The 25,060-nt window shown below is 35.6% G+C and carries 20 protein-coding genes, 1 tRNA gene and 1 pseudogene; 3 read left to right on the top strand and 19 right to left on the bottom strand.

Going from position 1 to position 25,060, the window contains the following annotated elements; translation table 11 throughout:
* Nucleotides 1-8: 8 nt before the first annotated feature.
* On the bottom strand, nucleotides 9-1,397 hold the full coding sequence (locus ACP7AV_RS00705) for a dipeptidase (RefSeq protein WP_426090363.1): 1,389 nt from the start codon (nucleotides 1,395-1,397) through the stop codon (nucleotides 9-11).
* Nucleotides 1,398-1,505: 108 nt separating this feature from the next.
* Here ACP7AV_RS00705 and ACP7AV_RS00700 point away from each other — a divergent pair.
* Nucleotides 1,506-1,587: transfer RNA gene (locus ACP7AV_RS00700), tRNA-Leu, on the top strand.
* Between the two features lie 50 nt (nucleotides 1,588-1,637).
* On the opposite strand, the gene ACP7AV_RS00695 is transcribed toward ACP7AV_RS00700, so the two are convergent.
* Nucleotides 1,638-3,401, bottom strand: coding sequence for a DUF885 domain-containing protein (locus ACP7AV_RS00695; RefSeq protein ID WP_426090362.1), 1,764 nt, complete (start codon nucleotides 3,399-3,401; stop codon nucleotides 1,638-1,640).
* A gap of 180 nt (nucleotides 3,402-3,581) precedes the next feature.
* On the opposite strand from ACP7AV_RS00695, the gene ACP7AV_RS00690 reads away from it, so the two are divergent.
* Nucleotides 3,582-5,729, top strand: coding sequence for a M3 family metallopeptidase (locus ACP7AV_RS00690; protein ID WP_426090361.1), 2,148 nt, complete (start codon nucleotides 3,582-3,584; stop codon nucleotides 5,727-5,729).
* Nucleotides 5,730-5,808: 79 nt separating this feature from the next.
* On the opposite strand, the gene ACP7AV_RS00685 is transcribed toward ACP7AV_RS00690, so the two are convergent.
* From ACP7AV_RS00685 to ACP7AV_RS00660, 6 genes are all read right to left on the bottom strand, one after another.
* Nucleotides 5,809-6,171, bottom strand: a complete 363-nt coding sequence (locus ACP7AV_RS00685; protein ID WP_426064533.1) for a nuclear transport factor 2 family protein — start codon at nucleotides 6,169-6,171, stop codon at nucleotides 5,809-5,811.
* 84 nt (nucleotides 6,172-6,255) lie between these two features.
* Entirely contained in the window at nucleotides 6,256-7,164 is a 909-nt protein-coding gene (locus ACP7AV_RS00680) for a pseudouridine synthase (protein WP_426090360.1), read from the bottom strand.
* Between the two features lie 344 nt (nucleotides 7,165-7,508).
* Nucleotides 7,509-8,462 carry a geranylgeranylglycerol-phosphate geranylgeranyltransferase gene (locus ACP7AV_RS00675; protein ID WP_426090359.1) on the bottom strand — a complete coding sequence of 318 codons (954 nt, stop codon included), beginning with the start codon at nucleotides 8,460-8,462 and terminating at the stop codon, nucleotides 7,509-7,511.
* A gap of 92 nt (nucleotides 8,463-8,554) precedes the next feature.
* Nucleotides 8,555-9,493, bottom strand: coding sequence for a mevalonate kinase family protein (locus ACP7AV_RS00670; protein ID WP_091204376.1), 939 nt, complete (start codon nucleotides 9,491-9,493; stop codon nucleotides 8,555-8,557).
* 56 nt (nucleotides 9,494-9,549) lie between these two features.
* Nucleotides 9,550-9,744: a hypothetical protein gene (locus tag ACP7AV_RS00665; protein WP_426064529.1), complete on the bottom strand. Its 195-nt coding sequence runs from the start codon at nucleotides 9,742-9,744 to the stop codon at nucleotides 9,550-9,552.
* A gap of 41 nt (nucleotides 9,745-9,785) precedes the next feature.
* Nucleotides 9,786-10,886 carry a diphosphomevalonate/mevalonate 3,5-bisphosphate decarboxylase family protein gene (locus tag ACP7AV_RS00660; RefSeq protein ID WP_426090358.1) on the bottom strand — a complete coding sequence of 367 codons (1,101 nt, stop codon included), beginning with the start codon at nucleotides 10,884-10,886 and terminating at the stop codon, nucleotides 9,786-9,788.
* Nucleotides 10,887-10,999: 113 nt separating this feature from the next.
* Here ACP7AV_RS00660 and ACP7AV_RS00655 point away from each other — a divergent pair, with 113 nt between their 5' ends.
* A complete protein-coding gene (locus ACP7AV_RS00655; protein WP_426090357.1) occupies nucleotides 11,000-11,479 on the top strand; it encodes a TspO/MBR family protein in 480 nt (159 codons plus the stop codon).
* Between the two features lie 67 nt (nucleotides 11,480-11,546).
* Here ACP7AV_RS00655 and ACP7AV_RS00650 read toward each other — a convergent pair whose 3' ends face one another.
* The 11 genes and pseudogenes from ACP7AV_RS00650 to ACP7AV_RS00600 all read right to left on the bottom strand — a co-directional run bounded on the left by ACP7AV_RS00650 (nucleotide 11,547) and on the right by ACP7AV_RS00600 (nucleotide 25,055).
* Nucleotides 11,547-12,284, bottom strand: a complete 738-nt coding sequence (locus ACP7AV_RS00650; RefSeq protein WP_426090356.1) for a hypothetical protein — start codon at nucleotides 12,282-12,284, stop codon at nucleotides 11,547-11,549.
* 290 nt (nucleotides 12,285-12,574) lie between these two features.
* Nucleotides 12,575-12,709, bottom strand: a pseudogene (locus ACP7AV_RS00645) (type II toxin-antitoxin system YoeB family toxin); the annotation flags it as partial.
* A 122-nt stretch (nucleotides 12,710-12,831) separates the two neighbouring features.
* A complete protein-coding gene (locus ACP7AV_RS00640) occupies nucleotides 12,832-13,053 on the bottom strand; it encodes a DUF2683 family protein (protein ID WP_426090355.1) in 222 nt (73 codons plus the stop codon).
* A gap of 98 nt (nucleotides 13,054-13,151) precedes the next feature.
* On the bottom strand, nucleotides 13,152-14,363 hold the full coding sequence (locus ACP7AV_RS00635; protein ID WP_426090354.1) for an NAD(P)/FAD-dependent oxidoreductase: 1,212 nt from the start codon (nucleotides 14,361-14,363) through the stop codon (nucleotides 13,152-13,154).
* On the bottom strand, nucleotides 14,360-15,037 hold the full coding sequence (locus tag ACP7AV_RS00630; RefSeq protein ID WP_426090353.1) for a glycerophosphodiester phosphodiesterase: 678 nt from the start codon (nucleotides 15,035-15,037) through the stop codon (nucleotides 14,360-14,362). The genes ACP7AV_RS00635 and ACP7AV_RS00630 overlap by 4 nt, the downstream gene beginning before the upstream one ends.
* Before the next feature lie 292 nt (nucleotides 15,038-15,329).
* Nucleotides 15,330-16,988, bottom strand: coding sequence for an alpha-amylase family glycosyl hydrolase (locus tag ACP7AV_RS00625; RefSeq protein ID WP_426090352.1), 1,659 nt, complete (start codon nucleotides 16,986-16,988; stop codon nucleotides 15,330-15,332).
* An 89-nt stretch (nucleotides 16,989-17,077) separates the two neighbouring features.
* Nucleotides 17,078-18,955 (bottom strand): glycoside hydrolase family 13 protein, encoded by a 1,878-nt coding sequence (locus tag ACP7AV_RS00620; RefSeq protein WP_426090351.1) that lies wholly within the window; start codon nucleotides 18,953-18,955, stop codon nucleotides 17,078-17,080.
* Nucleotides 18,956-19,150: 195 nt separating this feature from the next.
* Nucleotides 19,151-21,454, bottom strand: a complete 2,304-nt coding sequence (locus ACP7AV_RS00615) for a glycoside hydrolase family 65 protein (RefSeq protein WP_426090350.1) — start codon at nucleotides 21,452-21,454, stop codon at nucleotides 19,151-19,153.
* Between the two features lie 98 nt (nucleotides 21,455-21,552).
* A complete protein-coding gene (gene pgmB, locus ACP7AV_RS00610; RefSeq protein ID WP_426090349.1) occupies nucleotides 21,553-22,209 on the bottom strand; it encodes a beta-phosphoglucomutase in 657 nt (218 codons plus the stop codon).
* On the bottom strand, nucleotides 22,202-23,731 hold the full coding sequence (locus ACP7AV_RS00605; RefSeq protein WP_426090348.1) for an MFS transporter: 1,530 nt from the start codon (nucleotides 23,729-23,731) through the stop codon (nucleotides 22,202-22,204). The genes pgmB and ACP7AV_RS00605 overlap by 8 nt, the downstream gene beginning before the upstream one ends.
* A gap of 301 nt (nucleotides 23,732-24,032) precedes the next feature.
* Nucleotides 24,033-25,055 (bottom strand): LacI family DNA-binding transcriptional regulator, encoded by a 1,023-nt coding sequence (locus tag ACP7AV_RS00600; protein ID WP_426090347.1) that lies wholly within the window; start codon nucleotides 25,053-25,055, stop codon nucleotides 24,033-24,035.
* Nucleotides 25,056-25,060: the final 5 nt, after the last annotated feature.

The following is a 25,060-nucleotide window of genomic DNA, read 5'->3' as shown; positions in this document are numbered from 1 at the left end:
AAGGAAATTTATTTAGATAACTCGACAAAATATTTGTAAAACAACGGAATGGTTTCAATCCCTTTCAGGTAATTGAAGATTCCGAAATGTTCGTTTGGCGAGTGAATGGCATCACTGTCCAGACCAAATCCCATCAAAATAGTTTTGCTTTTCAACTCTTTTTCGAACAACGCCACGATAGGAATACTTCCTCCGGAACGCACGGGAATTGCGGGAACGCCAAAGGTTTCCGTATACGCCATATTCGCGGCTTTATAGCCAATACTGTCTGTTGGCGTTACATAACCTTGTCCGCCATGATGTGGTTTTACTTTTACGGTAACGCCGGCAGGAGCAAGGCTTGTGAAGTGTTTTGTGAATAATTCCGTGATTTGTTCCCAATCCTGATTAGGAACCAAACGCATCGAGATTTTAGCGAAAGCTTTGCTTGCAATCACGGTTTTGGCACCTTCTCCGGTGTAGCCGCCCCAGATTCCGTTGACGTCCAAAGTAGGGCGAATGGAATTTCTTTCGTTCGTTACATAGCCGCTTTCACCGTAAACGTCATTTAAGTCCAATGCTTTTTTGTAATTTTCTAAATTGAAAGGCGCTTTGGCCATTTCAGCTCTTTCTTCCAACGATAATTCTGCTACATTATCATAAAAACCAGGGATGGTAATATGATTATTTTCATCATGAAGTGAAGCAATCATCTTGGCTAAAATATTGATTGGATTGGCAACCGCTCCTCCATATAATCCGGAATGTAAATCACGGTTTGGTCCTGTAACTTCGACTTCTACATAACTTAATCCACGTAACCCTGTTGTAATTGACGGTTGTTGATTAGAAATCATTCCGGTGTCCGAAATTAAAATCACGTCATTTTTTAGTTTTTCCTGATTGCGTTCTACAAACCAGCTCAAGCTTTTGGACCCAATTTCCTCTTCGCCTTCAATCATAAACTTCACGTTACACGGCAAAGTATTCGATTGAACCATATATTCCAATGCTTTCACGTGCATGTACATCTGGCCTTTATCATCGCAAGCGCCACGGGCAAAAATAGCGCCGTCAGGATGGATTTCGGTTTTCTTGATCATGGGTTCAAATGGAGGAGAAGTCCATAACTCCATAGGATCTGGTGGTTGAACATCATAATGACCATAAACCAAAATTGTTGGCAGGGATTTATCTATGATTTTTTCACCATAAACAATTGGGTATCCCGGTGTATCGCAAATTTCCACGAAATCACAGCCTGCTTTTTCTAAACTGGCTTTTACGGCATCAGCTGTTTCAAAAACATCGTGTGAATAGGCGGTGTCGGCACTTACGGATGGGATTTTTAATAATTCGATTAACTCGTTGATAAAGCGATCTTTGTGTTCTTGAACGTATGCTTTAATATTTTCCATTATTTGAATTTATTTATAATTTCAAAAATACAAAAAAGAGTATGAATAATTTTTGTAAAAATTGCTTTGAAAATTGGAAGTTAAGTGTATCTTTGCACTCAGAATTTCGCGGATATGGTGAAATTGGTAGACATGCCAGACTTAGGATCTGGTGCCGCAAGGCGTGTAGGTTCGAGTCCTATTATCCGCACAAAAAAAGCTTCTCAATCGAGAAGCTTTTTTTATACCTATAATTGAAAATTATTTGTTTTCAATCCACGCATTAATTTTCTTTTCCAATAATGCTAATGGCATTACTCCGGATTCCAATACTTTTTCATGGAATTTTTTAATATCAAATTTAGAGCCCATTTTAGTTTCCGCTTTTTTGCGTAGCTCCATGATTTTTAATTGACCAATTTTATACGACAATGCTTGTCCTGGTATTGCCATATAACGCTCTATTTCCGGAATAATACTGGCTTCACTTTCGGCTTCGTTTGCTAAGGAATATTTGATGGCTTGCTCTCTGGTCCAACCTTTGGAGTGTAATCCGGTGTCAACTACCAATCGAACCGCTCGGTGCATTTCATTGCCCAGCATCCCAAAATATTGATATGGATCTTGATACAATCCCAATTCTTTTCCTAAACTTTCCGTGTATAAAGCCCAACCTTCGCCATAAGCGCCAAACCAATTAAATTTTCTAAAATCAGGAAGACTTTGATTTTCTTGTTGCAGGGATATTTGAAAATGATGACCCGGAATCGCTTCATGCAAAAACAAATCCTCATCGCCATACATATTATAATTTGCTACATCAGGAATTGGAACATAGAAAATACCGGGGCGCGTACCGTCAGCAGTTCCTTGATTGTACTCCGCACTGGCTGTTTTTTCTCTAAAAGCTTCCGTTCTTCTAATTTCAAATTTCGTTTTGGGTTGCAATGCGAATAATTTATCAACATTTGGTTTAATCCGTGTGTAAATGCTTTGAAAGTTTGCGATAACTTCTTCTGGTTTTGTGAAAGGTTTTAATTCTTTTTTGTTTCGAACCTCTTCAAAGAATTCCAATAAAGTGCCCTTGAAGCCTACTTGGGTTTTTACCTTTTCCATTTCTGCGTTCAATCTCGCTACTTCTTTTAATCCCAATGCATGAATTTGTTCGGGAGTCATTTCGGTTGTGGTCCATTGTTTTACATACGTGGCATATAAATCCTTTCCAAAAGGCAAACTTCCTATTCCGCTTGTAGATCTGGAGGCAGGAAGATATTCTTTAGTTAAGAAATCGGCCATTTTTTTATATTGTGGAATCAGTTTGGTATTGATTGTCGCAGTATATTTTGCTGTTAAATCTTCTTTGATGCCGTCAGGGAAAGAGGCAGGCATCAATTTTATAGCCGAGTAAAATAAATTGTCTTCTACATTTGGCGTCGCCATTTCTGCAAATTGTGGTATCAGTTTTACCGTTAACGATTTTGGTAATACAACACCTTTTGCAATTCCTTTTTTCATATACACCATCGCTGAATCTATCCAAACGGAATATTTGTCCATTCTTTTCAGGAAATTGGTATAATCTTTTTCAGTTTTAAAAGGTTGCGCACCAGTTCCTCCCGCAAATTGTCCCATCGTAAGGTGAGTTCCCCAAAATTGATGCACAGGAAGTAAATTTGTAGGTTGTTTCAATAAGTCTTTACCAATCTCAACTTCCCATTTAATAATTTCGTAACTGTTTTTTTCTTCTTCGGATAAATCGTCGACGGCAATGTTTTGCAATGCCGATTGGTATTTATTAAAGAAAGCTTCTTGCGATTTTCTGAAACTGTCCGTCATTTCAAATTGCAACTGATCGTTGTATTGGTTTTGACCACTTTGAGTCGCATCCAGCGGATTCATAGCATTTTTGTCGTCAAAGTAATTTTTTGTCAGACTGCTGAAGTCTTGTTTTTTTTCTTCCGATTTACAATTAACCAGCAATAATGAAGTGGCTACGGAAAGTAAAAGTGTGGTTATTTTTTTCATATGAATATTTGGTAATAGATTGAGCTAATTTATTGTTTTTTTTTTCAATTTCAAATGTAAGAGTAATTTTTCGTTTGCAAAAATATCTTTGTTTGTCATAAAATTTAGTTAACGCGCTATCGTACCCCTTGTTTTTAATAGATTTCTGCTAAATTTACTATTCTAATTAATTACACCTAAATGAGAAAAAAATCCTTTTTCATTTTGTTAGTCATTGGGAATATGCTAACAATTGAAGCACAAGAGAAAAAAGAAAACACGACTATGAATCCATTTTTTCAAGCTTACGACACGCCATTTAATGTGCCGCCTTTCGACAAAATTAAAAATGAACATTTCAAACCGGCTATTTTAGAAGGAATCAGTTCGCATCAAGCTGAAATTAATGCAATTGCAAATAATACGCAGCCGACCACTTTTGAGAATACGATTCTTGCTATGGAAAATGCCGGGGAATTATTGTCAAATGTGAACACGGTTTTTTCTAATCTGAATTCGGCGAATACCAATAAAGAGATTCAGAATATTGCCAAAGAAATGGCGCCAAATCTTTCCGCGCACAGAGATAATATTTACCTGAACGAGAAATTATTCGCAAAAGTAAAAATGCTTTGGGGCAAAAAAGAAACGCTAGGCTTAAATTTAGAACAAGCTAAAATTTTAGACAATGCGTACAAAGATTTCGTTCGTAGTGGTGCCAATTTATCAAATGCTGATAAAGAAATATTACGTAAAATAAACGGAGATCTTTCGTTAATCAGTTTGAAATACGGTCAGAACATTTTGGCGGAAACCAATTCGTACGAAATGGTTATTGATTCCAAAAAAGATTTAGCCGGATTGCCACAAGGATTAATTGATGCTGCTGCTGTTGATGCCAAAGCAAAAGGCAAAGAAGGAAAATGGGTTTTCACCCTTTCTAATTCCAGTGTGATGCCATTTCTTCAATACAGTTCTAATCGAGAATTGCGCAAGCAAATTTGGAATGCGTACCAAACCAGAGGCAATCAGGACAATGAATTTGATAATAAGAAGAATGCCGTTGAATTAGCAAATCTTCGTGGACAAAAAGCACGATTGTTGGGCTATAAATCACATTCCAATTATGTCTTGGAAGAATCAATGGCTAAAACTCCGGAAAATGTAAATAAGCTTTTGAATGATTTGTGGAAACCAGCTTTGGAAATAGCAAAAACGGAAGCCGCGGATATTCAGAAAATGATGGCTAAAGAAGGCATAAAAGGTGCTGTGCAACCGTATGACTGGAGATATTACACAGAGAAAATTAGAAAAGAACGTTTTGATCTAGACGAAGAAGAGTTGAAACCGTATTTCAGTTTAGAGAATGTTAGAAAAGGAGTTTTTCAGGTAACCGAAAAATTATACGGAATACAATTCAAGGCGTTGACCAACGTTCCAAAATACCATGAAGACGCAACTGTTTGGGAAGTGACAGAAAAAGATGGTACGCATTTGGGTGTTTTATATATGGATTTTCATCCTCGTGAATCAAAACGTGGCGGTGCTTGGATGACCTCGTACAGAAGTCAGAAAACGGTTGATGGAAAACGTGTCGCTCCGGTAGTTTCTATCGTTTGTAATTTCACAAAACCATCAGCAAATGCTCCGGCACTTTTGACTTTTGATGAAGTAACGACTTTCTTTCACGAATTTGGACATTCTTTACACGGATTGTTGTCGAATGTGACCTATAAAAGTTTAGCGGGAACAAGTGTTCCGAGAGATTTTGTGGAACTTCCTTCTCAAATTATGGAGAATTGGGCAGCAGAACCGGAAGTGTTGAAAATGTATGCAAAGCATTATAAAACGGGCGAAGTAATTCCAGAAGCCTTAGTAAATAAATTAAAAAAAGCAGGAACTTTTGATCAAGGTTTTGCTACAACGGAATATCTGGCGGCTTCGTTATTGGATTTAGAATACCATTCTCAAACCAAAGACATCACCGTTGATGCAAATACTTTCGAAAAAGCAGCGATGACAAAAATTGGGTTAATTCAATCGATCATCCCAAGATATCGCAGTACATATTTCAGTCATATATTCTCTGGAGGCTATTCTTCCGGCTATTATAGCTACATCTGGTCAGGAGTTTTGGACACGGATGCTTTTGAAGCATTCAAGACAACTACTTTATTTAATCCTGAAAAAGCTAAATTATTCCGTGAGAATGTATTGGAAAGAGGCGGGACCGAAGATCCGATGGTTCTGTACAAACGTTTCCGTGGTGCTGAACCAAGTATTGAACCGCTGTTGAGAAAACGTGGTTTAAACAAAAAATCAGAACCGCTTAAAAAATTAAAAGGATAATTATAATTTTCTTTTAAAACGAAAACCCTACAACATAAATAATGTTTTGTAGGGTTTTTTATTGTTCTTTAAAAAGGTATTATCCGTGATATACTCGGGAAGCAATAATTTTGTCTTCCCTTATGTCCAGTACTTCAGCCACCAGCAAATCCTCTTCTCCAGTAACCGTTCTTATATATTCCATAAAAACGCGGTCACCATTGGCAGTAACCGATTTTACTTTGTAATTCAAACTTGGCATCCGCTCAAAAGCATCTTTCCACCATTCCCGCAAGGCTTCCTTGCCAGTAACAAAACCGTTACTTTCCGGTTTGTACATTTTTAGTTTTGGACTAAAATGAACGGCATCTTCGTCATACAAAGACAATAGTTTTTCTAATTCTTTATTATTGAAAGTTTCAAACCATTTAAAAGCAATTGATTGTAATTTTTCAGGTGTCATATTGATGTTGGGTTGGATTTGTAATTAAAAAAATCCCATTTCGCTGTGCAAAAGGGATTTCATTTTTATAATTTCAAAGAAATATTAAACGTTCTTCAAATTGATGATTTCTTGTTCAGTAAGCAACCTCCAGTTTCCTCTTGGTAAATTCTTTTTGGTCAAGCCAGCAAAAGCAACTCTGTCAATTCGCAATACATCATAACTAAAGTGTTCAAAAATATTACGAACCACTTTCACATTAGCGGATCGTAGTTGCAAACCAATTTCACTTTTCGCTTCACCATCGATGTAACTTACATCTTCCACAAAAACGCGGTGACCGTCAAGAGTCAAACCTTTGTTTATTTTTTCTAAATCCTCAAATTTCAAGTTTTTGTCTAATGACACTTGGTATATTTTTGATGATTTTTGACTTGGTAACGTAAACTTACGAATCATATCAGTGTCATTCGTAAACAATAGCAAACCTGTTGTATTCTTGTCCATTCTTCCCACTGCGCCAATTTTTGCAGTTGTAGAACCTTTCACCAGTTCTAATACATTACGATATTCCTGACCTTCGTCCATCGCAGTTGTAAAGTTTTTTGGTTTGTTAAGTAAGATATAAACTTTTTTCTCCGGAGTCAAAGTGGCACCGTCAAAATTTACAACATCCCCAGGTTTTACCATGTATCCCATTTCGGTTACAGGAATTCCGTTTACTTTCACAGTCCCGGATTGAATATAAATATCAGCATCACGACGCGAGCACGCACCAGAATTAGCAATGTATTTATTCAAACGAATTTCGTCTTTTACTTTCGGTCTCTTTGGTGCTTGATTTGGTTTTTTCTCTACTTTATCAGTAGCGATATCGGCAACTTTAGTATTTACTTTAACTTTTTTCGGCCCTTGAGCGCGCTTCTGCATGGCAGGTTTTGGCTTATTCGAACTTGGTCTTGAGCTAGCTGCTCTTGGACCACTTTTCTTATTATTGCCTTCCTTGTTATTCATAATATTCCAATAATTTGTGCAAAGATACTGTTTATATAGTTGACAATCAATAACAGCCAATTATAAAAACGCTAACTGCCTAGCTAATAAGCTAATTAATACGTTTTAGCTTCGTTTTTTGGAGCTATTTCCCGCTTTCCACTTTATCTTTCTTGTCCTGAAGTTGTTTCAGGATCCTGAAACAAGTTCAAGACAAGAAAGGATGCCGTTGCAAATGAAATTCACTGAACTCCGATGTGAATAAAAGCTATGTGAAGTAATCGGGGCGAAGCCAATGGGGGTATCTGTGAGCATTGAAGGTAATGGTTTTTTATCCTATTTTATAATAGTAATAAATGGCCAAATTATACCATTAACAACCTTTTTCCGTGCCACAAAACACTCGGATTAATCAACACTATGCAAAAAACACCAGCTACAATTAGGAATTTTAAGGTGTTATGAAGCAGTAAAAACTGTGGCTTCGCATTTGATTTCCATAAGTATAATAAGAAGAAAATTAGAATAATCAGACAAAAATAAAAATATACATCCATGTAACCCACATCGTAAATATCGATTAAAGCGTACACTGGAAGAATTGTCAGAATAGTCAAAAAGGTAATGATTTTTTTTGAAATTTTTTCTCCGTAAACAATAGGAATCGTTTTATAATCATTCGCTAAATCTCCTTTTAGGTTTTCTAAATCCTTTACCATTTCCCGAATCAACAATAGCAAAAACAAAAAAGCCGCATGAGAAAAAATGACGCCTAATTGTCTTTTATAATTTTCAATTTCTTCAAATGGAATCCGAGTGTAAAAATACAACAGGATTGCAAAAAAAGGCAAAACAGCCAGTAAAGCAGCAGTCAGGTTTCCTATTATTGGGTATTTTTTTATTTTGTGGGAATAAAACCAGATGAAAAATATATAGCCCGAAAAGAATAAAAATACGCGCCAGGAAACAAATAAAGCCATCAAAGCCACAATAAAATTGAGCGTAAAATAGACATTTAGTTTGGTTTTTTGACTCACCAATCGATCCAGCATCGACTTATTTGGCCGATTGATTAAATCCTTTTGACTGTCATAAAAGTTATTGATGATATATCCCGAAGCAATCGTGAGGGATGAAGCGAAAACCAGAATGAATAATTGGAAGTCAAGCAGGATATCCAACGCTCTTTTTTCAGGAGCCAAAATAAATATGGCCGAAAGGTATTGTGCCAAAATAATGACGGGAATGTTATAGCCTCTAACCACAGAGAACAAACTTGCAATTTTCATTAGGAGAAGTTTGTGCTGCCTGCTTAACATTTAGATTTATTTAAGAATGTGCTCCCAATAATAAGGATGCTATTTTAGCTTTTCTCCTCCCTCTACTTTGGAGAGGGTTGAGGAGAGGATGTTTAAAACTGATAAACGACCTCAAGTTTATAATCTTTTAGCGATGCTTTTGCTTTTTCTAAATCTTCGGTGAAACCTAAGATGTAACCGCCACCGCCAGAACCGCATAGTTTTAAATAGTAATCATTGCTGTCAATTCCTTGTTGCCAAATTCCGTGAAATTGTTCCGGAATCATTGGTTTGAAGTTATTCAAAACTACTTTTGATAATTTCTTGGTGTTCATGAACAATGATTTCATGTCTCCGCCAAGGAAATTTTCTACACAAGCATCTGTATATTTCACAAATTGATTTTTCAACATGGCACGGAAACCTTTGTCTTTCAAGTTTTCCATGAAAATATTCACCATTGGAGCCGTTTCACCTACAATTCCAGAATCTAATAAAAACACTGCGCCTTTTCCGTCAAAGCTTTGTGTTGGAATTCCGGTTGCTTCAATATTATCTTTAGAATTAATCAGAATCGGGATACTCAAATAACTGTTCAAAGGATCTAAACCAGAACTTTTCCCGTGGAAAAAACTCTCCATTTGAGAAAATATATTTTTTAACTGCAATAATTTTTCACGCGTTAAATTCTCCAGAACCGTAATTTTATTTTGTGCATATTTATCGTAAATGGCGGCTACAAGTGCGCCACTACTACCTACACCATAGCCTTGAGGAATACTGGAATCAAAATACATTCCGGTTTCCACATCGTTTTTCAACGTTGCTAAATCAAAAGTAACTAAATCGGATTGTTCATTTTGTAAGGTTTCTAAATACGTTACAAAACGTCTTAAGTTACCATTAGATTTAATGGCTTCTTCAGTTGGATTTTCATCCCTTTTAAGCGCGCCATTATAAAAATTATATGGAATTGAAAGCCCTTTTGAGTCACGGATAATTCCGTATTCTCCAAAGAGTAATATTTTTGAATAAAATAAAGGTCCTTTCATATGGTATTGTAAATTAGCAATTTGGGGTTGATAATTAGGTATTTGTAAAGTGCTTTTTATAAATCAACTTGGTCGCCGCGATTTGCTTCTTGGATTCCCAGATCAATTTGTTCTTTTTGTTCGGGAGATAATTGTTTCCAAACATCTTTTTTCTCTGATTTGAAAATGTTTTTTACAGCCTCAATTATAACTTTGTCATTTGTTTTTAACAACATTTTTATCAATTCTAATTTCTCTGATTGAAGATCCATAATTTCAGCTCTTTAAAAAATAAAGATAGGAAAAAAATAAATCAAATCAACACAGCGCCATTTCCAATTTCGTCACAAATGTACTGACCATTTTGACAATAGCCAACTAATTCGTTCTTAATAAATTGTAAAACTTTTTCGGCTACATTTTCAGGGTATAAAACATGCACATTTGCGCCGGCATCCAGTGTGAAACAAACTGGAATTTTAGTTTTATTTCTAAATTTCCAAATCGCATTTATAATCTCCAACGTGTTCGGTTTCATTAATATAAAATAAGGCATCGAAGTCATCATCATGGCATGTAAAGTTAAGGCTTCGCTCTCTACAATTTTGATGAATTCGTCCAGATTCCCACTTTCGAAAATTGAAATCAATTGGTCTAAATTTTCGTGCGCCTGTGCAAATCGCCTTTCGGCAAAAGGATGGTTGTGCATCAAATCATGTCCCACGGTACTTGAAACTTGTTTCTCACCTTTGTCAACTAGTAAAATAGTATCTTGAAAATTCTTGAAATTAGCATGTACCGCATTTGGAAATTCCACGCCAAATAAATCCGAACTTCCGGAGATATTTGCATGATTTCCCCACACTACAACTTGTCCTTTTACACTTCTGCAAGCGCTTCCTGAACCCAAACGTGCTAATAAAGACGCTTTCTGATAGAAATATTCCTCGGTCATTTCAGGATTTAATACTTTTTCTAAACTCATCAAGTTCATCGCCAAAGCTGCCATTCCAGATGCTGATGAAGCGATTCCCGAACTGTGCGGAAACGTATTTTCCGTGTCAATCGTAAAATGGTAGTCTTTCAAAAACGGCAAATAGATTTCGATTCGCTCCAGGAATTTTTGGATTTTTGGCTTGAAATCTTCTTTTGATTGTCCTTCAAAAAGTAAGTCAAAAGAAAAATCATCTTTTATGTTTAGCGCAGTTGAAGTATTTTTTTTGGCGAAAGCCAATTTCGTAATCGTTTTACAATTATTCAACGTAAAACTCACCGAAGGATTCGCAGGAATTTGATTGTCTTTTTTCCCCCAATATTTTACAAGGGCAATATTGCTGGGAGCGCTCCATTGAAAATTGCCTTCTTCAATCGAATGTGTATATTGTGATGGAATAAAATCGGTTGCTGAAATCATGAATGTATAAATTTATGCAAATATACTTTTTTTGCGTTATTTGTTTATTCGATTGGATAGTTAATCGTTAGAAAGATTTGAGTAAATTTGGCTCACATTAGAAAAATATAAAAATGAATAAAATTACCCGAATATTAGCTGTTGTTGTTACGTGTCTTGCGATTGGTTATTTCTCTGGTACGGTTACTCGTTCTGCCATTACCACTTGGTATCCAACCTTAATAAAACCTAGTTTTAATCCGCCCAATTGGATTTTTGCACCAGTCTGGAGTATGCTATATGTGATGATGGGTGTTGCTGCCGGATTAGTTTGGGACCGAATAGAAACCGAAAAAGAACTAGTAAAAAAAGCGTTGATTTTCTTTGCGATACAATTGGCACTGAATGCATTGTGGTCGTATTTATTTTTTGGCTTACACAACCCGATGTTAGCTGGATTAGAAATTATTGTATTGTGGTTGATGATTTTTGAAACGTACATTCAATTTGCCAAAATCAATAAAATTGCGGGCTATTTATTTCTTCCATATTTGGCGTGGGTAAGTTTTGCCGCGGTGTTAAATGGAAGTATATGGTGGCTGAATAGAGGATAGTGTTCAGTCTTCAGTTTTACATTGATCAGTTTGCTGCGTAAAAAAAGTTGTATAATTTTTTAAAGCCTCATAACTTCTTAAATTCAATATTCTTGGTAGATAAAAAATCCATCAGCGATAAAACATTACTATTTTCTGTAAGTGTTTTCGATTTTGGGTCACTATCACAAAATTGAAGAAAAAGGGCTATTTCTTCTGGTTTTAATTTTAAAGTTTCAACATAAAATTTTTGATCGCAGGTAGTTGTAGCCAATGCTTTAAATTCAATCTCAGTACCCTTTTTTTTAACTGCCTCTTTTTCCTTTAAGAATAGCTTTAGAATCATTTTGCCAATTCGAATCAGATCCATTCCGTTTTCAATACTACCATTGTATACGCCCGTTTTTAAACTTCTTGCTGACTTTTCTACAGCTAATTGGTCAATTTTTCCTTGTTCGTATGCTTTGTCAGTACTTAGTTTTATTGACGGCATTTTTGTAATTAATACTTCTTCTAATTCTTCCGGTTTAAGGATCAATGAAATTACAAGATTGTTTCTGCTAATGGTATTTTGATCCAAAACAATTTTTTTGATGTCATGATTTTTTGAGATAAAAATGAGTTCGTCGCCCGCTTTTACCAAAATAGAAAACTCCCCAGCTGAGTTTGTAATGCTGACTTTTTTAGAATTGAAATTAGCAACTTCAACTTTTTCTACAGGAAATTGTTCGTGTAAAACTTTGCCTTTAATTAATTTTTCAGTTTGTGAGAAACCAGATTGAAGTGTAAAAAAGACTATGGAAACAAAAAAGTAGGTTTTATTCATTCGTAATATTTTGATTACAAACATATTTAAATAATTTCATCAAAATGAAAACAAAATGGTAAAATCTTGTTAATCAAAAACCAAAGTTCTCTTAATTAAAGTATTGTACTAGAAAGACTTCGCTCTAAACAGCACTCGCCACAGTAAATCCGCTTGTCCATGCATTCTGAAAATTAAATCCGCCTGTAATCGCGTCAATATTTACGATTTAGTCAGAAAAATAGGTGTTAGTAGTGTTTAAAAAATTACAAAATATTTCATTTCGTCAACCTCTGTCGACTTAATTTTATTCATGCATAATGACCCAATGCTGAAACTACAAAAACAGTTACGATATCTTCTTGAACTTCATATATTAGTCGGTCTTTTTTATTAATCCTTCTTGACCAAAAACCTCTTAATTCATATTTTAACTCTTCTGGTTTTCCTACACCTGTTTACGGATGGTCTTTCAATTCATTAAGTATTCTTAAGATTTTTTTTATAGCAGCAACATCTCCAGATATTTTATGCTTTGATAAATCTTTTTCAGCCGTTTGTTTAATGATTACTTGATACTTTCCCATAATTCCTCTGCACTTTCCATGACTCTACCTTTTTCTTTGCTTGCTTTTTTAATTTTTTTTACAAACTCTTGATTATAGTGGCTTTTATCATCTTCCTCAATAAGCACAATTTCTTTTGAATTTTCAAAAAATACACGAGCCATTTCTAAAAAGGCTTTGCCTTTTTTAGTGTTTTCATTTATTTTTAATCTTATCGTTGTCATAACTTATTTTTTTACAAATTTACAAAAAACTTTCACTCAATAACTTAGACTTCCTTTTTGATTTTGAGTGATTTATAAAAATTTACTGCTTTAGAATTTTATCCAACAGCACTCGCTACAATAAACCCACTAGTCCACGCATTCTGAAAGTTGAATCCGCCTGTAATCGCATCAATATTTACAATTTCACCAGCAAAATACAGGTTTTCATGGAATTTGCTTTCCATGGTTTTGAAGTTGATTTCTTTTAAATCAATTCCGCCGGCAGTTACAAATTCTTCTTTAAAGGTACTTTTTCCATTTACTTGAAAAGTGCCATTCGTTAATTGATTCGCAAGATTCTGCAATTGAATTTTAGACAAATCGGCCCATTTCGTCTCCGCTTCAATTCCTGAAGCGAGCACCAAACTTTCCCATAATCTATTGGTTAATTCGAAAGGAGATTTCTTTGAAACCGATTTTTTTGCGTGTTCTTGTTTTAAATCTTTTAGCTTTTTCTCTACATCCGCAGTATCTTCATCATTCAACCAATTTACAAAAATGGTAAACTGATAATTTTTATCATGCAAGACGCGGGCTCCCCAAGCGGAGAGTTTCAAAATAGCCGGTCCGCTCATTCCCCAATGGGTAATTAACAATGGTCCTGTTGCGCTGAGTTTGGTGTCTTTTACTTTTACGGTTACTTGCGCCGCAACTCCGGGTAATTCTTTTATTCTGGAATCTTTGATATTAAAAGTGAATAGGGAAGGAACCGGGCTGACAACAGCGTGTCCAAAAGTCTGCAGCATTTCCCATATTTTAGGATTGCTACCCGTAGCTAAAACGAGCTTTTCGGCTATGTAATTCTCGCTTTGGGTTTCTATTTTCCAAAAAGCGTCTTTCTTGAAAATTGATTGTACACTTTGTCCAGTAAGTACTGTAATTCCCAGTTTTTGTGTGGCTGTTAGGAAACAGTCAATAATTGTTTGTGAGGAATTCGAAACGGGAAACATGCGTCCGTCAGGTTCAATTTTTAATTCTACGCCATGTTTCTCAAACCATTCAATTGTATCACCAGAACCAAATTGATGAAAAGGACCGCGTAATTCTTTTTCGCCACGCGGATAGAATTTCACTAATTCATTCGGTTCAAAACAAGCGTGTGTTACGTTGCATCTTCCACCACCGGAAATGCGAACTTTTTGCAACACTTCAGCTCCGCGTTCTAAAATCGCGACTTTCAGTTTTGGGTTTTTCTCTACAATACTAATCGCTGTAAAAAATCCTGCTGCGCCGCCGCCTACTATTATTATATCAAAATTCTGGTTCATATTCTATTTGGGAAATCAGTGATGATTCCGTTTACGTTGAATGTTTTTATTTTTTTAATATCTTCTAATTCATTTATGGTCCAAGGGAAAACCTGCAAGTCTTTTTGTTGCATTTTCGCCGTGTTTTCTTGTGTCAATAAATGAAAATGCGGGTGAATGGATTTAGCCTGAATGAATTTGGCGAAAGCCAAAGCCAAGTCTAAATCGGTTTCCGTTAAAACGCCAATTGGAATTTTATCATTTAAAAATGCCACTTGTTGAAGCGCGTTCCAATCAAAACTGGAAACTAAAAAACGGTCGTAGTTCCATCCTTTTTTGGTAACGTATTTTTCAATTAGCGAAACTACTTTTTCTGTAACTTCATAACTTTTGAGCTCAATGTTGATAAAACAATTTTGGTTTACCAAATCAAAAACCGCTGCCAGCGTTGGAATTTCATGTGTTCCATTTATTCGAAAAGCTTTTAATTCGCGCAAAGATAATGCATTTACAAAACCTTTTCCATTGGTCGTTCTGTCAATAGTTTCATCGTGAATAACGATTATCTCGCCATCAGCACTTAAATGCACGTCGAGTTCAATGCCGTCCACTTGCATGTCTAATGCTTTTTGGAACGAAACGAAGGTGTTCTCAGGTTCGTATCCTTTTGCGCCACGATGTGCAATTTTTAGCATTTTATTTTATTTTTTGGTAAAGATAACCATAAAAAAACGCCTTCATTTCTAAAGGCGTTTGGTTGAAATTATTTTGAAATTAACCTATTGGATATAATTCAATTTAATTGATTTTTTTAACCACATAGGAACATAAATCATAAATTTTGAAAGCCGTTGCAGTTTTTTAAAGAAAACCATAGCTATGTGAACCCAAGAATTGGGCCGTCCTACTCTTTTTCTATGTTTCTATGTGGTTAGTTTTTTTTTAATATTAATTGAAGTTTTATTAATTAAATTCGACGAGTTAAAATTATTTTTTCAATTCCAATAAAACGATGTCGAATTCAGAATCAATACTTACTTTTCCATTCGAAACAATTGCTTCTTTTCCGGAATAGGCATCTCTGACTTTAGTTCCATCTTTAAAAACAGAACCTACCGCAAGTTCTTTGGTACCAATCGCTAAATCCAATCCAACCACCACCGCATCTGAATAATTCTCTTTAGAGAATGTTCTGGAAAAAGTATAGGGTTGAGCCGAAATTTGCTTATGAATCCCTGCTCCAACGGCTGGATGATTTCTTCTGAACTGCCCTAATTTTTGCCAATGCAACAGCGTTTTTTGGGTTGCAGGATTTGATTTTATGGCTTCCCAATTCATGAACGAACGCAAGGTAGCATCGCCTTGTGTTCCGTCGATTATTAAGGAACGAGCGCTTTCATCCCCATAATACACTTGAGAAAGTCCGGGGCTCAGTAATAATTTGGTTCCGCTTTCTATAGTTTTGGTGCGATTTCCATCAAAAGGTCCGCCATCATCATGAGATGACAAATAATTCAAAACGCTATATCCTTTCAAGTCATTATTCAGCTTGTTTGAATATTTGGAGAATATAAATTCATAGTCTTTTTGCGCATCCCATTTAAATTCAAAATTGATCATGTTGTTGAAACCATTTTTGAAATAGTTTATCTTTTTGTCTCCAAAATCAAAATCTTGTCCTCCACTAATGCCATAATTGTACACTTCGGCAATCGTGTAAAAAGGGTTGTTGTCTAAAACCTTTGTTGGATTGTTTTTCTTCCAAGTTTTAAAAGCATAATCACATTGGGTTTTAAAATCGGCCCAAACGGTTTCGTCTGTATGTTTTACGGTGTCGCCTCTGTACCCGTCAATTCCGTAATCTGCAATATAATCCGTTAACCATTTGATGATGTAATATTTTGGTGCTCTTGGATATCCCGTACGAGCGAAAAACGCGTTCAATTCTTTCATTTCCTGTTCGTAACGCCCTTCTTTTTTCCATTTTTCGATTAAAAAAGGAGGCAGCGCTACAGCTTGATTGCTTTCTGTTTTTATATCCGGAAGATTAGAAACCAATGTGCATGCGGTTGTGTTTTCAAACGATTTGTAATCACAATTGGGTCCTGTTCTCACCCAATCATTTGGCCAAACGGTATCTTCGGAGGTTACGTGACCGGTATGATTGATCACGCCATCAAGAATGATTCGGATTCCGTGCGCGTGTGCTTTTTGAACTAATGCAGCCAAATCTTCTTTTGTTCCAAAGTTAGGATCTAAGTTCGTCCAGTCTCTAGCCCAATATCCATGAAAGGCATAACTCAAACCCGTTCCTTCATCAACGGCATCGTGTATTTGCTCCACTATTGGTGTAAACCAAATAGCATTTATTCCTAATTTATCAAAATAACCTTCGTCAATTTTTTGAGAAATCCCTTTGATGTCGCCACCTTCAAAACCACGAAGTTTTCCTGTTGTTTTGGTTCTGTTGAAGTTTATGTCATTTGAAGCGTCACCATTATTAAAACGGTCGGTCATTAGAAAATAAACATTCGCACCTTCCCAAACGAAAGGTGTTTTGTTACTCTCGGCAACCGTTTGTGTACTGGAGCAACTACTTATGATTGTCATGGTGAATAATAAAAGTGGGATTAAATATTTTTTCATTTTTTTAGCATTGAATGATTGATTTTTCTTGAAACCGATGAGAATTACAAGTTCATGTAAGTGAGTATAAATTACCTAATTGGTTCAAATTACTTTAGTTCTAAAATCAAAACCGATTTAGGTTCTATTGTAATTTTGTTTGTAACGTCAAAGGTAAGTTCAGAAATAACATCTTTTCCGGTTTTAAAATCTTTGATGTTTTCTCTAAAACGATTTGTGTTTACTGTTTTGGTTTCAGTACTATTGTTCATCAAAACCATAATTGTTTCATTTGTATTGTATCTGAAATAAACGTAAATGTTATTCTCCGGAATGTAATGTGTCATTTTTCCAAAATGTACCGCCGCTTTCGTTTTCCTCCAGTTAAATAATTTAGAAGTAAAATTAAAATAGTCATTCTGTCCCGAAGTTCTTCCTTCTTTGACGAAAGCATTGTTTTTATCGCCTTCCCAACCGCCAGGAAAATCTTTACGAATGTCCGCATCTCCTTTGTTTTTATCGCCAGCCATTCCTATCTCGCTTCCGTAATATAACTGTGGAATTCCACGCACGGTAGCCATAAGGGTCATTGCCATTTTGTATTTTCTAATGTCGTTTTCGTAGGTTTGATTGAAACGATTGGTGTCGTGATTTTCTACAAAAATCAACATATTATTGATATTTGGATACAGAAAATCATTCGTAAAATTGTCATATAATTTTACCATTCCTTTGTCCCATGAGCCGTCATCTTCATTAAAAACTTTGCTGGTTGCCTCATACAAGGTGAAATCCATTACACTTGGCAAATACGAGTTGTAATTTTGTATTTCAGCAATTTTACTGTCTTTTTGCCAATATGCCATTTGCGCTTGACTTTGCATCCAAACTTCCCCTACAATATTAAAATTTGGGTATTCATCCGTAATGGATTTTGTCCATTTTGCGATTCCTTTTGGATCTGAATAATTGTAGGTGTCAACTCTGAAACCATCCAAATCAGCGTATTCAATCCACCAAATTGCATTTTGAATCAAGTACTTTAAAGTCAAAGGATTCTTCAAATTTAAATCGGGCATCGTTGGAACAAACCAACCGTCAAGCGTTATTTTTTTGTCAATTTCAGATGCATTAATGTCATGGATAACGGTTCTTTTATGATTGGTTTGTGTAAAAGTATCAAATTGATTAATCCATTCTTTTGTAGGTAAATCTTTCATCATCCAATGTTCAATTCCCCAGTGATTCGTGACGTAATCCATCACCAGTTTCAGGTCTCTTTTGTGCATTTCAGAAGCCAACCGAACATAATCGTCATTTGTTCCATAACGCGGATCTATTTTATATACATCAGATTGACCGTACGTATGATATGAATAAGCAGCATCATTATCCTCATTAAGTGGCGTGGTCCATATCGTTGTAGCTCCCAACGATGCTATGTAATCCAAGTTTTTTATAATTCCGTCAATATCGCCACCGTGTCTTCCCCCCGGTAATTCTCTATTGTATTTTTCTTTGGTCGAATTTTCGCTGTCATTGTTTCTGTTTCCATTGGCAAAACGATCCGGCATCAATAAATACATCATATCCGAAGAGTCAAAGCTTTTGCGTTGCGCGGAATTTGCTCTTCTTTGCTGGAAAGAATATTTTTGTGTAAACGTTTTTTTGTTGTTGTTTTTAAAAGTAAACACGAAATCAGAGGCCAAAACTTTTTTAGTATCAATGGTGACAAAAATGTAGTTGGGATTTTCCGTTCTTTCAACATTGGTTATTTTTATGCCTTTAGAAACCGTAACTTGGTATTGAGAAATGTCTTTACCGTAAAAAAGAATCTGCAGTTCTGGATTTTGCATTCCTGCATACCAAAAAGGCGGTTCAACTTTGTCGATTTGAGCGTGTAACGTTGCAGACATAAAAAAAAGGAATAAGGTTATTTTTTTTAGAAAACTTCTATTTTGGACAGGTAAAGAAATAATTTTATTCATAGTGAAATACATTAATTACATTAAATTTTAATGAGAATTATAAAAAAATCAGTGTTGTTTCATCGAATTATGTAAGGGATAATTCCAATTAGAATCAGTGTCATATAAACAATCCCAATGTGCATTGGGATTGTATTTTACTTATGAAAATCTGGATCAAGTGACAGCATTAATGTTAAGTTTTAACAATCGTTTCTAAACGGTCGCTAAACTTTCTGGCGTTACCAAAACGGATTTTCCGTTTACTACGATTGCCAATTTGGTATCGCCAATAATTGAGAATGTAGTTTCCTTATGATTGATTGCTACTTTCAAAATTTGGTTTCTAAAATTAATCTTAAACGAATAGCCTTCCCATTCTTTTGGGATTTTTGGAGAAAAATGAAGTGTATCCTCTTTAATTCTCATTCCTCCAAAACCTTCTACTATACTCATCCAAGTTCCGGCCATAGATGTAATATGACAGCCTTCTTCCACTTCTTTGTTGTAATCATCAAGATCCAGACGCGAAGTTCTTAAGTAGAATGTGTATGCCATATCCATTTTGTCTAACAGTGCCGCCTGAATTGAATGTACACAAGGCGAAAGCGAACTTTCATGAACCGTAAAAGATTCGTAAAATTCAAAATTGTTTTTCAGTTCTTCTTTCGAAAAATGATCTTCAAAGAAATAGAAGCATTGCAAAACATCGGCTTGTTTGATATACGGCGAACGCAAAATTCTATCCCAAGACCATTTTTGATTGATGGGTCTTTGGATTTTATCCAAATCAGCTACGCGAACTAATTCTTTGTCCAAGAAACCGTCTTGTTGCAAGTATACATTATATTCTTCCGAAAACGGAAAGTACATATTGTCCGAAACTTTTTTCCAAGATTGTAATTCGGAATCCGTGATTTTTACTTTTTCGGTAATTCTTTTGTGATCCGAAGGATATTCCAGCGACACTTTTTGAATTTGTTCGTACGTATATTCCAGACACCACTTGGCAATATAATTTGTGTAGAAATTATTGTTTACGTTGTTCTCGTATTCATTTGGACCGGTAACTCCAAGAATTACATATTGGTTCAAATTAGTTGAATAATTCGCTCTTTGATGCCAAAAACGAGCAATTGCGATTAATACTTCCAATCCTTTTTCAGGAATGTAGCTGTAATCGCCAGTGTATCTGTAAAAGTTATAAATGGCAAATGCGATTGCTCCGTTTCTATGAATTTCTTCAAAGGTAATTTCCCATTCGTTATGGCATTCTTCACCGTTCATGGTCACCATTGGATACAAAGCAGCGCCATTTGTAAATCCTAATTTGGTAGCATTTTCAATGGCTTTGTCCAATTGATTGTAACGGTATGTCAATAAGTTTCTGGCTACTTCCTGATCTTTGGTTGCCATGTAAAAAGGAATGCAATAGGCTTCGGTATCCCAATACGTTGATCCACCGTATTTTTCTCCGGTGAATCCTTTAGGGCCAATATTCAGACGGGAATCTTTTCCTAAATAGGTTTGGTTCAACTGAAAAATATTGAAACGAATTCCTTGTTGTGCTTTTACATCACCATCAATGGTAATATCAGACATTTCCCAAATTTTTGCCCAAGCATCAATTTGGTCCTGCAGCATTTTGTCATATCCTAATGCTAAAGCGGATTGAATTACTTTCTCAGCAGCGGTAACGGTATTTTCATGGTTTAAGGAAACCGTGTAACCACCAATTTTTTGGATCGATGATTTTTGGCCTTGCCCCACAATTACATCATAACTGAATTGAATTTTATCAGCAGTTGCATCAATATTAGAAGGAGAAATAGCCGTTTTTTCACCATTATTCAAAATGCTGTTGTGCATGAATGTGGTTACTTTAAAATGTGTTTTAAATGTTTGTGCCGTTACAAATGCTTCATTTCCTGACTTTTTTACATCAAGTGGTTCCCAGAATTTTTCTTCCCAGTTGGCATCTTCATTTGTTACGCCAGCATCGATATATGGTTTGTAAACTATTTTTGAATCTTTGTTCAAAGGTGTGATTTCGTAATTAATCACCCCCACCTCGTCTAGGTTCAAAGAAAGGAAGCGACGTACACTCACGGAAATTTCCGTTCCGTTTTTCAAAGTAGCTTCAAAAGAGCGGTTGTACCAACCTTCTTTCATATTCAATTCACGGCGAAAATTATTGACTGCTGAACAGTTGTTCAAATCCAGTTTCTCTCCGTTGACCTCAATGTCAATACCAATCCAATTTGGAGCATTTAAAACCTTGGCGAAATATTCCGGATATCCGTTTTTCCACCAACCCACTTTAGTCTTGTCAGGATAATAGATGCCGGCAATGTAACTTCCCTGAAAGGTCTCTCCCGTGTATGTTTCTTCAAAATTAGCACGTTGTCCCATGGCACCATTACCAATACTGAACAGACTTTCAGATGATTTTACACACTCGGCATCAAATCCTTCTTCTATGATAGACCAATTGTCTGGTTTTATATAATCTTGATTCATTCTTTTCTAATTTAAAAAATTCAATGATTTAAAAATTCAAAGATTGTAGTGGGTTGCATACAATCTTTTCCTTTTTTCCTTTTTTGAATCTTGTTTTTTTATTCTTTTATTAATTCTTCTATAAAGTGGGTATCGATAGCTGTAAAATCATTAAAGATGTGTTTTGCCTCGTGCAAAGTGCGTGCATCACCTATTCCAATACTGGTCATATTACCAATATTTGCCGCTTGAACTCCCGCTACTGAATCTTCAAATACTATTGAGTTTTCGGGAGTAGCATTCAGTAATTTAGCAGCCATCAGGAATACTTCCGGATCTGGTTTAGCATTAGTCACATCATTTCCATCTACAACCGCGTCAAAATACGAGAGTAGTCCTGTTTTTTCCAGAATAGGTCTGGCGTTTTTACTGGCAGAACCTAATGCGATGTGTTGGTTGTTTTCCTTTAAAAATTTTAAAATTGGAAATACTCCCGGAAGAATTTCGCTTTCATCCATATCGACTAAATAGGATAAGTAGTCTTCATTTTTTTGAACTAACCATCGGTCTTTATCTTCTTGTGAAGCTTCCACTTTTCCTAATTCTAATATAATATCCAAAGAGCGCACGCGGCTTACTCCTTTTAATAATTCATTATGTTCGTGTGTAAATTCGATATTTAATTCATTTGCGATTTTTTGCCACGCTAAATAATGGTATTTAGCCGTGTCAACAATCACTCCGTCCAGGTCGAATATAAATGCTTTTTTAGTCATTGATTGTAATTTTCGATTCATCATTAATTGTAAGTGCAATTATTCCGGCAAGAATCATTGAAAAGCCGCCTATTAGCAGCGCATAAATTGGTTCACTGTTAAAAAATTGAGAGACCAAAAACCCTAAAATCGAGGCGGCAACTAATTGTGGGATAACAATGAAAAAGTTAAAAACCCCCATATAATATCCCATTTTATTTGATGGCAACGCTCCGGAAAGCATCGCATAGGGTATAGATAAAATACTAGCCCAAGCAATTCCGATTCCAATCATTGGCAACCATTCCATATTAAAAGTGCTGGGATCTTTTATAAAATAAATAGAAATGAGTCCTAATCCTCCTAGTGTTAATGCCAAGAAGTGAGTAAATTTTCTGCTGGTTATTTTTGCTAATAAAGGAAGCAAGAAAGCGGCTAATGCGGCAATCAGATTGTAATTTGCAAACATTTCTCCAACCTGATTTGCACCCGTATTGTAGGCTGTTGAAGTAGTGTCTGTTGTGCCATAAATATGTTGTGTAACTGCCAAAGTGGTATAAATCCACATTGAAAAAAGGGCGAACCAAGAGAAGAATTGAACCCAGGCCAATTGTTTCATGATTTTTGGCATGAACTGAAAATCATTCATAATGGTTACAAATCCATTTTCGGTATTATTTGCTTTTTGCATTAATCCCGAAATAATCATAGCCAGACCACCCAATGCGATTAAACCAAGGGCCAGTACATATAAGTCTTTCTTTAATTCAAAATGGAAAATGGCAAAAGCAAATAGTATTCCAATGGCAAAGAAGATCAACCCTTTGTTTAAGTGTGATTTGCCGTTATTTTGGTACCATTCCGTAGAATAGTTTTCTTTTTCAAAGGTGTCTTTTTTATGGTTTTCAAATGCTGCCAGTTCTTCAGGAGAATATTCTTTGGATGTAATTACCGTCCATAGGACTGCAATTAGGAAAGCAACTCCACCAATATAAAAGGAGTATTTTACAGAATCAGGAATGATTCCCAGCGGAGCGGTATTTTCAACACCGAAATGTGTCAAAATTAACGGTAATTTCGAAGCAAAATAAGCGCCAATTCCTATAAAAAAACTTTGCATCGCAAATCCCATTGTGCGTTGCTTTTCTGGAAGGTTATCGCCTACAAAGGCACGAAACGGCTCCATGGAAACATTGATTGACGCATCCATAATCCATAACATTCCTGCCGCAAACCATAAAACGGGTGAATTGGGCATGATGAATAAGGCTGCGGAAGCAAAAATAGCACCCGCTAAAAAATAAGGTTTTCTTCTACCTAATTTTGTCCAGGTTCTATCGCTGAAATAACCAATTATGGGTTGAATGATTAAACCTGTCATTGGCGCGGCAACCCACAAAATGGGAATGTCGTCAATGTCTGCGCCTAAAGTTTGAAATATACGGCTAACATTAGAATTTTGCAGCGCAAAACCCATTTGAATCCCCAGAAATCCAAAACTCATGTTCCAGATTTGCCAGAAACTTAATCTACGCTTTTCCATTATCGTAATTTAAAAAATTAAACGATAAGCGCTATGCTTATCAAAACTCATCTTATTTTCGAAGTAAAAGTTAAGGTTTGATGTCGTAAATATAAAAATATATTTTAAACTAACGTTTTTCGCAAACAAATAATAAGAAACATTTTTCACTACAAGGTTGTAGTGCTGAATCTAATACGGGATGGACTACTTAGATCAATTAGATTTTTAGTGTTCTTAGATTTTTTAGTCTACAAAATTGATAATTTGACTGAAAATAAATGTTTTTAAAAGTCCTCATTCTCTTTATAAATTTAAAAATTTAATTTGTAGACTCTCTTTCTATCAAATGCGTTTCAATAACTTCGGTTTTATAATTTTCGTCTTCTTCATCTTCTTCAGATTCGAGTCTTTCAATTAGCATTTTTGCGGCTTTGTTTCCCATTTTTATTCCGTTTTGACTTACGGTGGTAATCGTAGGTGTTGAATATTTTGAAATAATACCATCGGTAAAGGCAATAACAGCTAGATCTGTAGGGACATTAAGGCCTATTTTGTTGGCGGTTTTGATTATGGTAACGGCGAACAATTCATTAACCGTAAAAACAGCATCAATTGCTTTGTCTTCCAGTAATTTTCCAATGGTAATTTCGCACGTATCAACATCTTCTATTTTGATTATTAGATTTTCATTAAAAGGGATGTCATTATCCAACAGCGCTTTAATATAGCCGTCAGTACGGAGTTTGCCGACGCTCACGTAATCTACTGTGGTTACTAATGCAATTTTTTTTCTTCCTTTATCAATCAAGCTTTGAACCGCTTCATACGCTGCGGATTGATCGTCAATAATTACTTTGTCGCAAAGAATATCATTGGTAACACGATCAAACATCACGACAGGCATTCCTTGATTGATGACTTCAGTGATGTGGTGAAAATCGCCTTTGAATTGGGTTTCTTTAGAAAGAGACATAATGAAACCATCAATACTACCGTTAGCAAGCATTTCCATGTTAAGAACTTCTTTGTCAAAAGAATCGTCAGATAAGCAGATGATTACGCTGTATCCATTTTCATTGGCTACATGTTCGATTCCCTTAATCACTGTAGAGAAGAAATGATGCACAATTTCAGGGATAATAATTCCGATAGTTTTTGTTTTGCGATTTTTTAGGCTCAACGCAATATTGTTCGGTTTGTAATTGTAGAATTTGGCAAACGCCTGTACTTTAAGTCTAGTTTCTTCACCAATCTCGAGGCTGTTTCTTAATGACTTGGAAACTGTGGAAATGGATACATCTAATTCTTTTGCAATTTGTTTAAGTGTGATTTTCCTTTTCATGGTAA

This window comes from Flavobacterium sp. DSR3-2 (assembly GCF_049896525.1).
Classification (GTDB): domain Bacteria; phylum Bacteroidota; class Bacteroidia; order Flavobacteriales; family Flavobacteriaceae; genus Flavobacterium.
The sequence above is the reverse complement of the archived record's forward strand: the minus strand, read 5'-3'. Positions and strand labels throughout refer to the sequence as shown.

What these genes read in the sequence shown, in the direction of transcription:
- ACP7AV_RS00705 (WP_426090363.1), bottom strand. Translation starts at nt 1,397, where the DNA reads ATGGAAAATATTAAAGCATACGTTCAAGAACACAAAGATCGCTTTATC.
- ACP7AV_RS00695 (WP_426090362.1), bottom strand. Translation starts at nt 3,401, where the DNA reads ATGAAAAAAATAACCACACTTTTACTTTCCGTAGCCACTTCATTATTG.
- ACP7AV_RS00690 (WP_426090361.1), top strand. Translation starts at nt 3,582, where the DNA reads ATGAGAAAAAAATCCTTTTTCATTTTGTTAGTCATTGGGAATATGCTA.
- ACP7AV_RS00685 (WP_426064533.1), bottom strand. Translation starts at nt 6,171, where the DNA reads ATGACACCTGAAAAATTACAATCAATTGCTTTTAAATGGTTTGAAACT.
- ACP7AV_RS00680 (WP_426090360.1), bottom strand. Translation starts at nt 7,164, where the DNA reads ATGAATAACAAGGAAGGCAATAATAAGAAAAGTGGTCCAAGAGCAGCT.
- ACP7AV_RS00675 (WP_426090359.1), bottom strand. Translation starts at nt 8,462, where the DNA reads ATGTTAAGCAGGCAGCACAAACTTCTCCTAATGAAAATTGCAAGTTTG.
- ACP7AV_RS00670 (WP_091204376.1), bottom strand. Translation starts at nt 9,493, where the DNA reads ATGAAAGGACCTTTATTTTATTCAAAAATATTACTCTTTGGAGAATAC.
- ACP7AV_RS00665 (WP_426064529.1), bottom strand. Translation starts at nt 9,744, where the DNA reads ATGGATCTTCAATCAGAGAAATTAGAATTGATAAAAATGTTGTTAAAA.
- ACP7AV_RS00660 (WP_426090358.1), bottom strand. Translation starts at nt 10,886, where the DNA reads ATGATTTCAGCAACCGATTTTATTCCATCACAATATACACATTCGATT.
- ACP7AV_RS00655 (WP_426090357.1), top strand. Translation starts at nt 11,000, where the DNA reads ATGAATAAAATTACCCGAATATTAGCTGTTGTTGTTACGTGTCTTGCG.
- ACP7AV_RS00650 (WP_426090356.1), bottom strand. Translation starts at nt 12,284, where the DNA reads ATGAATAAAACCTACTTTTTTGTTTCCATAGTCTTTTTTACACTTCAA.
- ACP7AV_RS00640 (WP_426090355.1), bottom strand. Translation starts at nt 13,053, where the DNA reads ATGACAACGATAAGATTAAAAATAAATGAAAACACTAAAAAAGGCAAA.
- ACP7AV_RS00635 (WP_426090354.1), bottom strand. Translation starts at nt 14,363, where the DNA reads ATGAACCAGAATTTTGATATAATAATAGTAGGCGGCGGCGCAGCAGGA.
- ACP7AV_RS00630 (WP_426090353.1), bottom strand. Translation starts at nt 15,037, where the DNA reads ATGCTAAAAATTGCACATCGTGGCGCAAAAGGATACGAACCTGAGAAC.
- ACP7AV_RS00625 (WP_426090352.1), bottom strand. Translation starts at nt 16,988, where the DNA reads ATGAAAAAATATTTAATCCCACTTTTATTATTCACCATGACAATCATA.
- ACP7AV_RS00620 (WP_426090351.1), bottom strand. Translation starts at nt 18,955, where the DNA reads ATGAATAAAATTATTTCTTTACCTGTCCAAAATAGAAGTTTTCTAAAA.
- ACP7AV_RS00615 (WP_426090350.1), bottom strand. Translation starts at nt 21,454, where the DNA reads ATGAATCAAGATTATATAAAACCAGACAATTGGTCTATCATAGAAGAA.
- pgmB (WP_426090349.1), bottom strand. Translation starts at nt 22,209, where the DNA reads ATGACTAAAAAAGCATTTATATTCGACCTGGACGGAGTGATTGTTGAC.
- ACP7AV_RS00605 (WP_426090348.1), bottom strand. Translation starts at nt 23,731, where the DNA reads ATGGAAAAGCGTAGATTAAGTTTCTGGCAAATCTGGAACATGAGTTTT.
- ACP7AV_RS00600 (WP_426090347.1), bottom strand. Translation starts at nt 25,055, where the DNA reads ATGAAAAGGAAAATCACACTTAAACAAATTGCAAAAGAATTAGATGTA.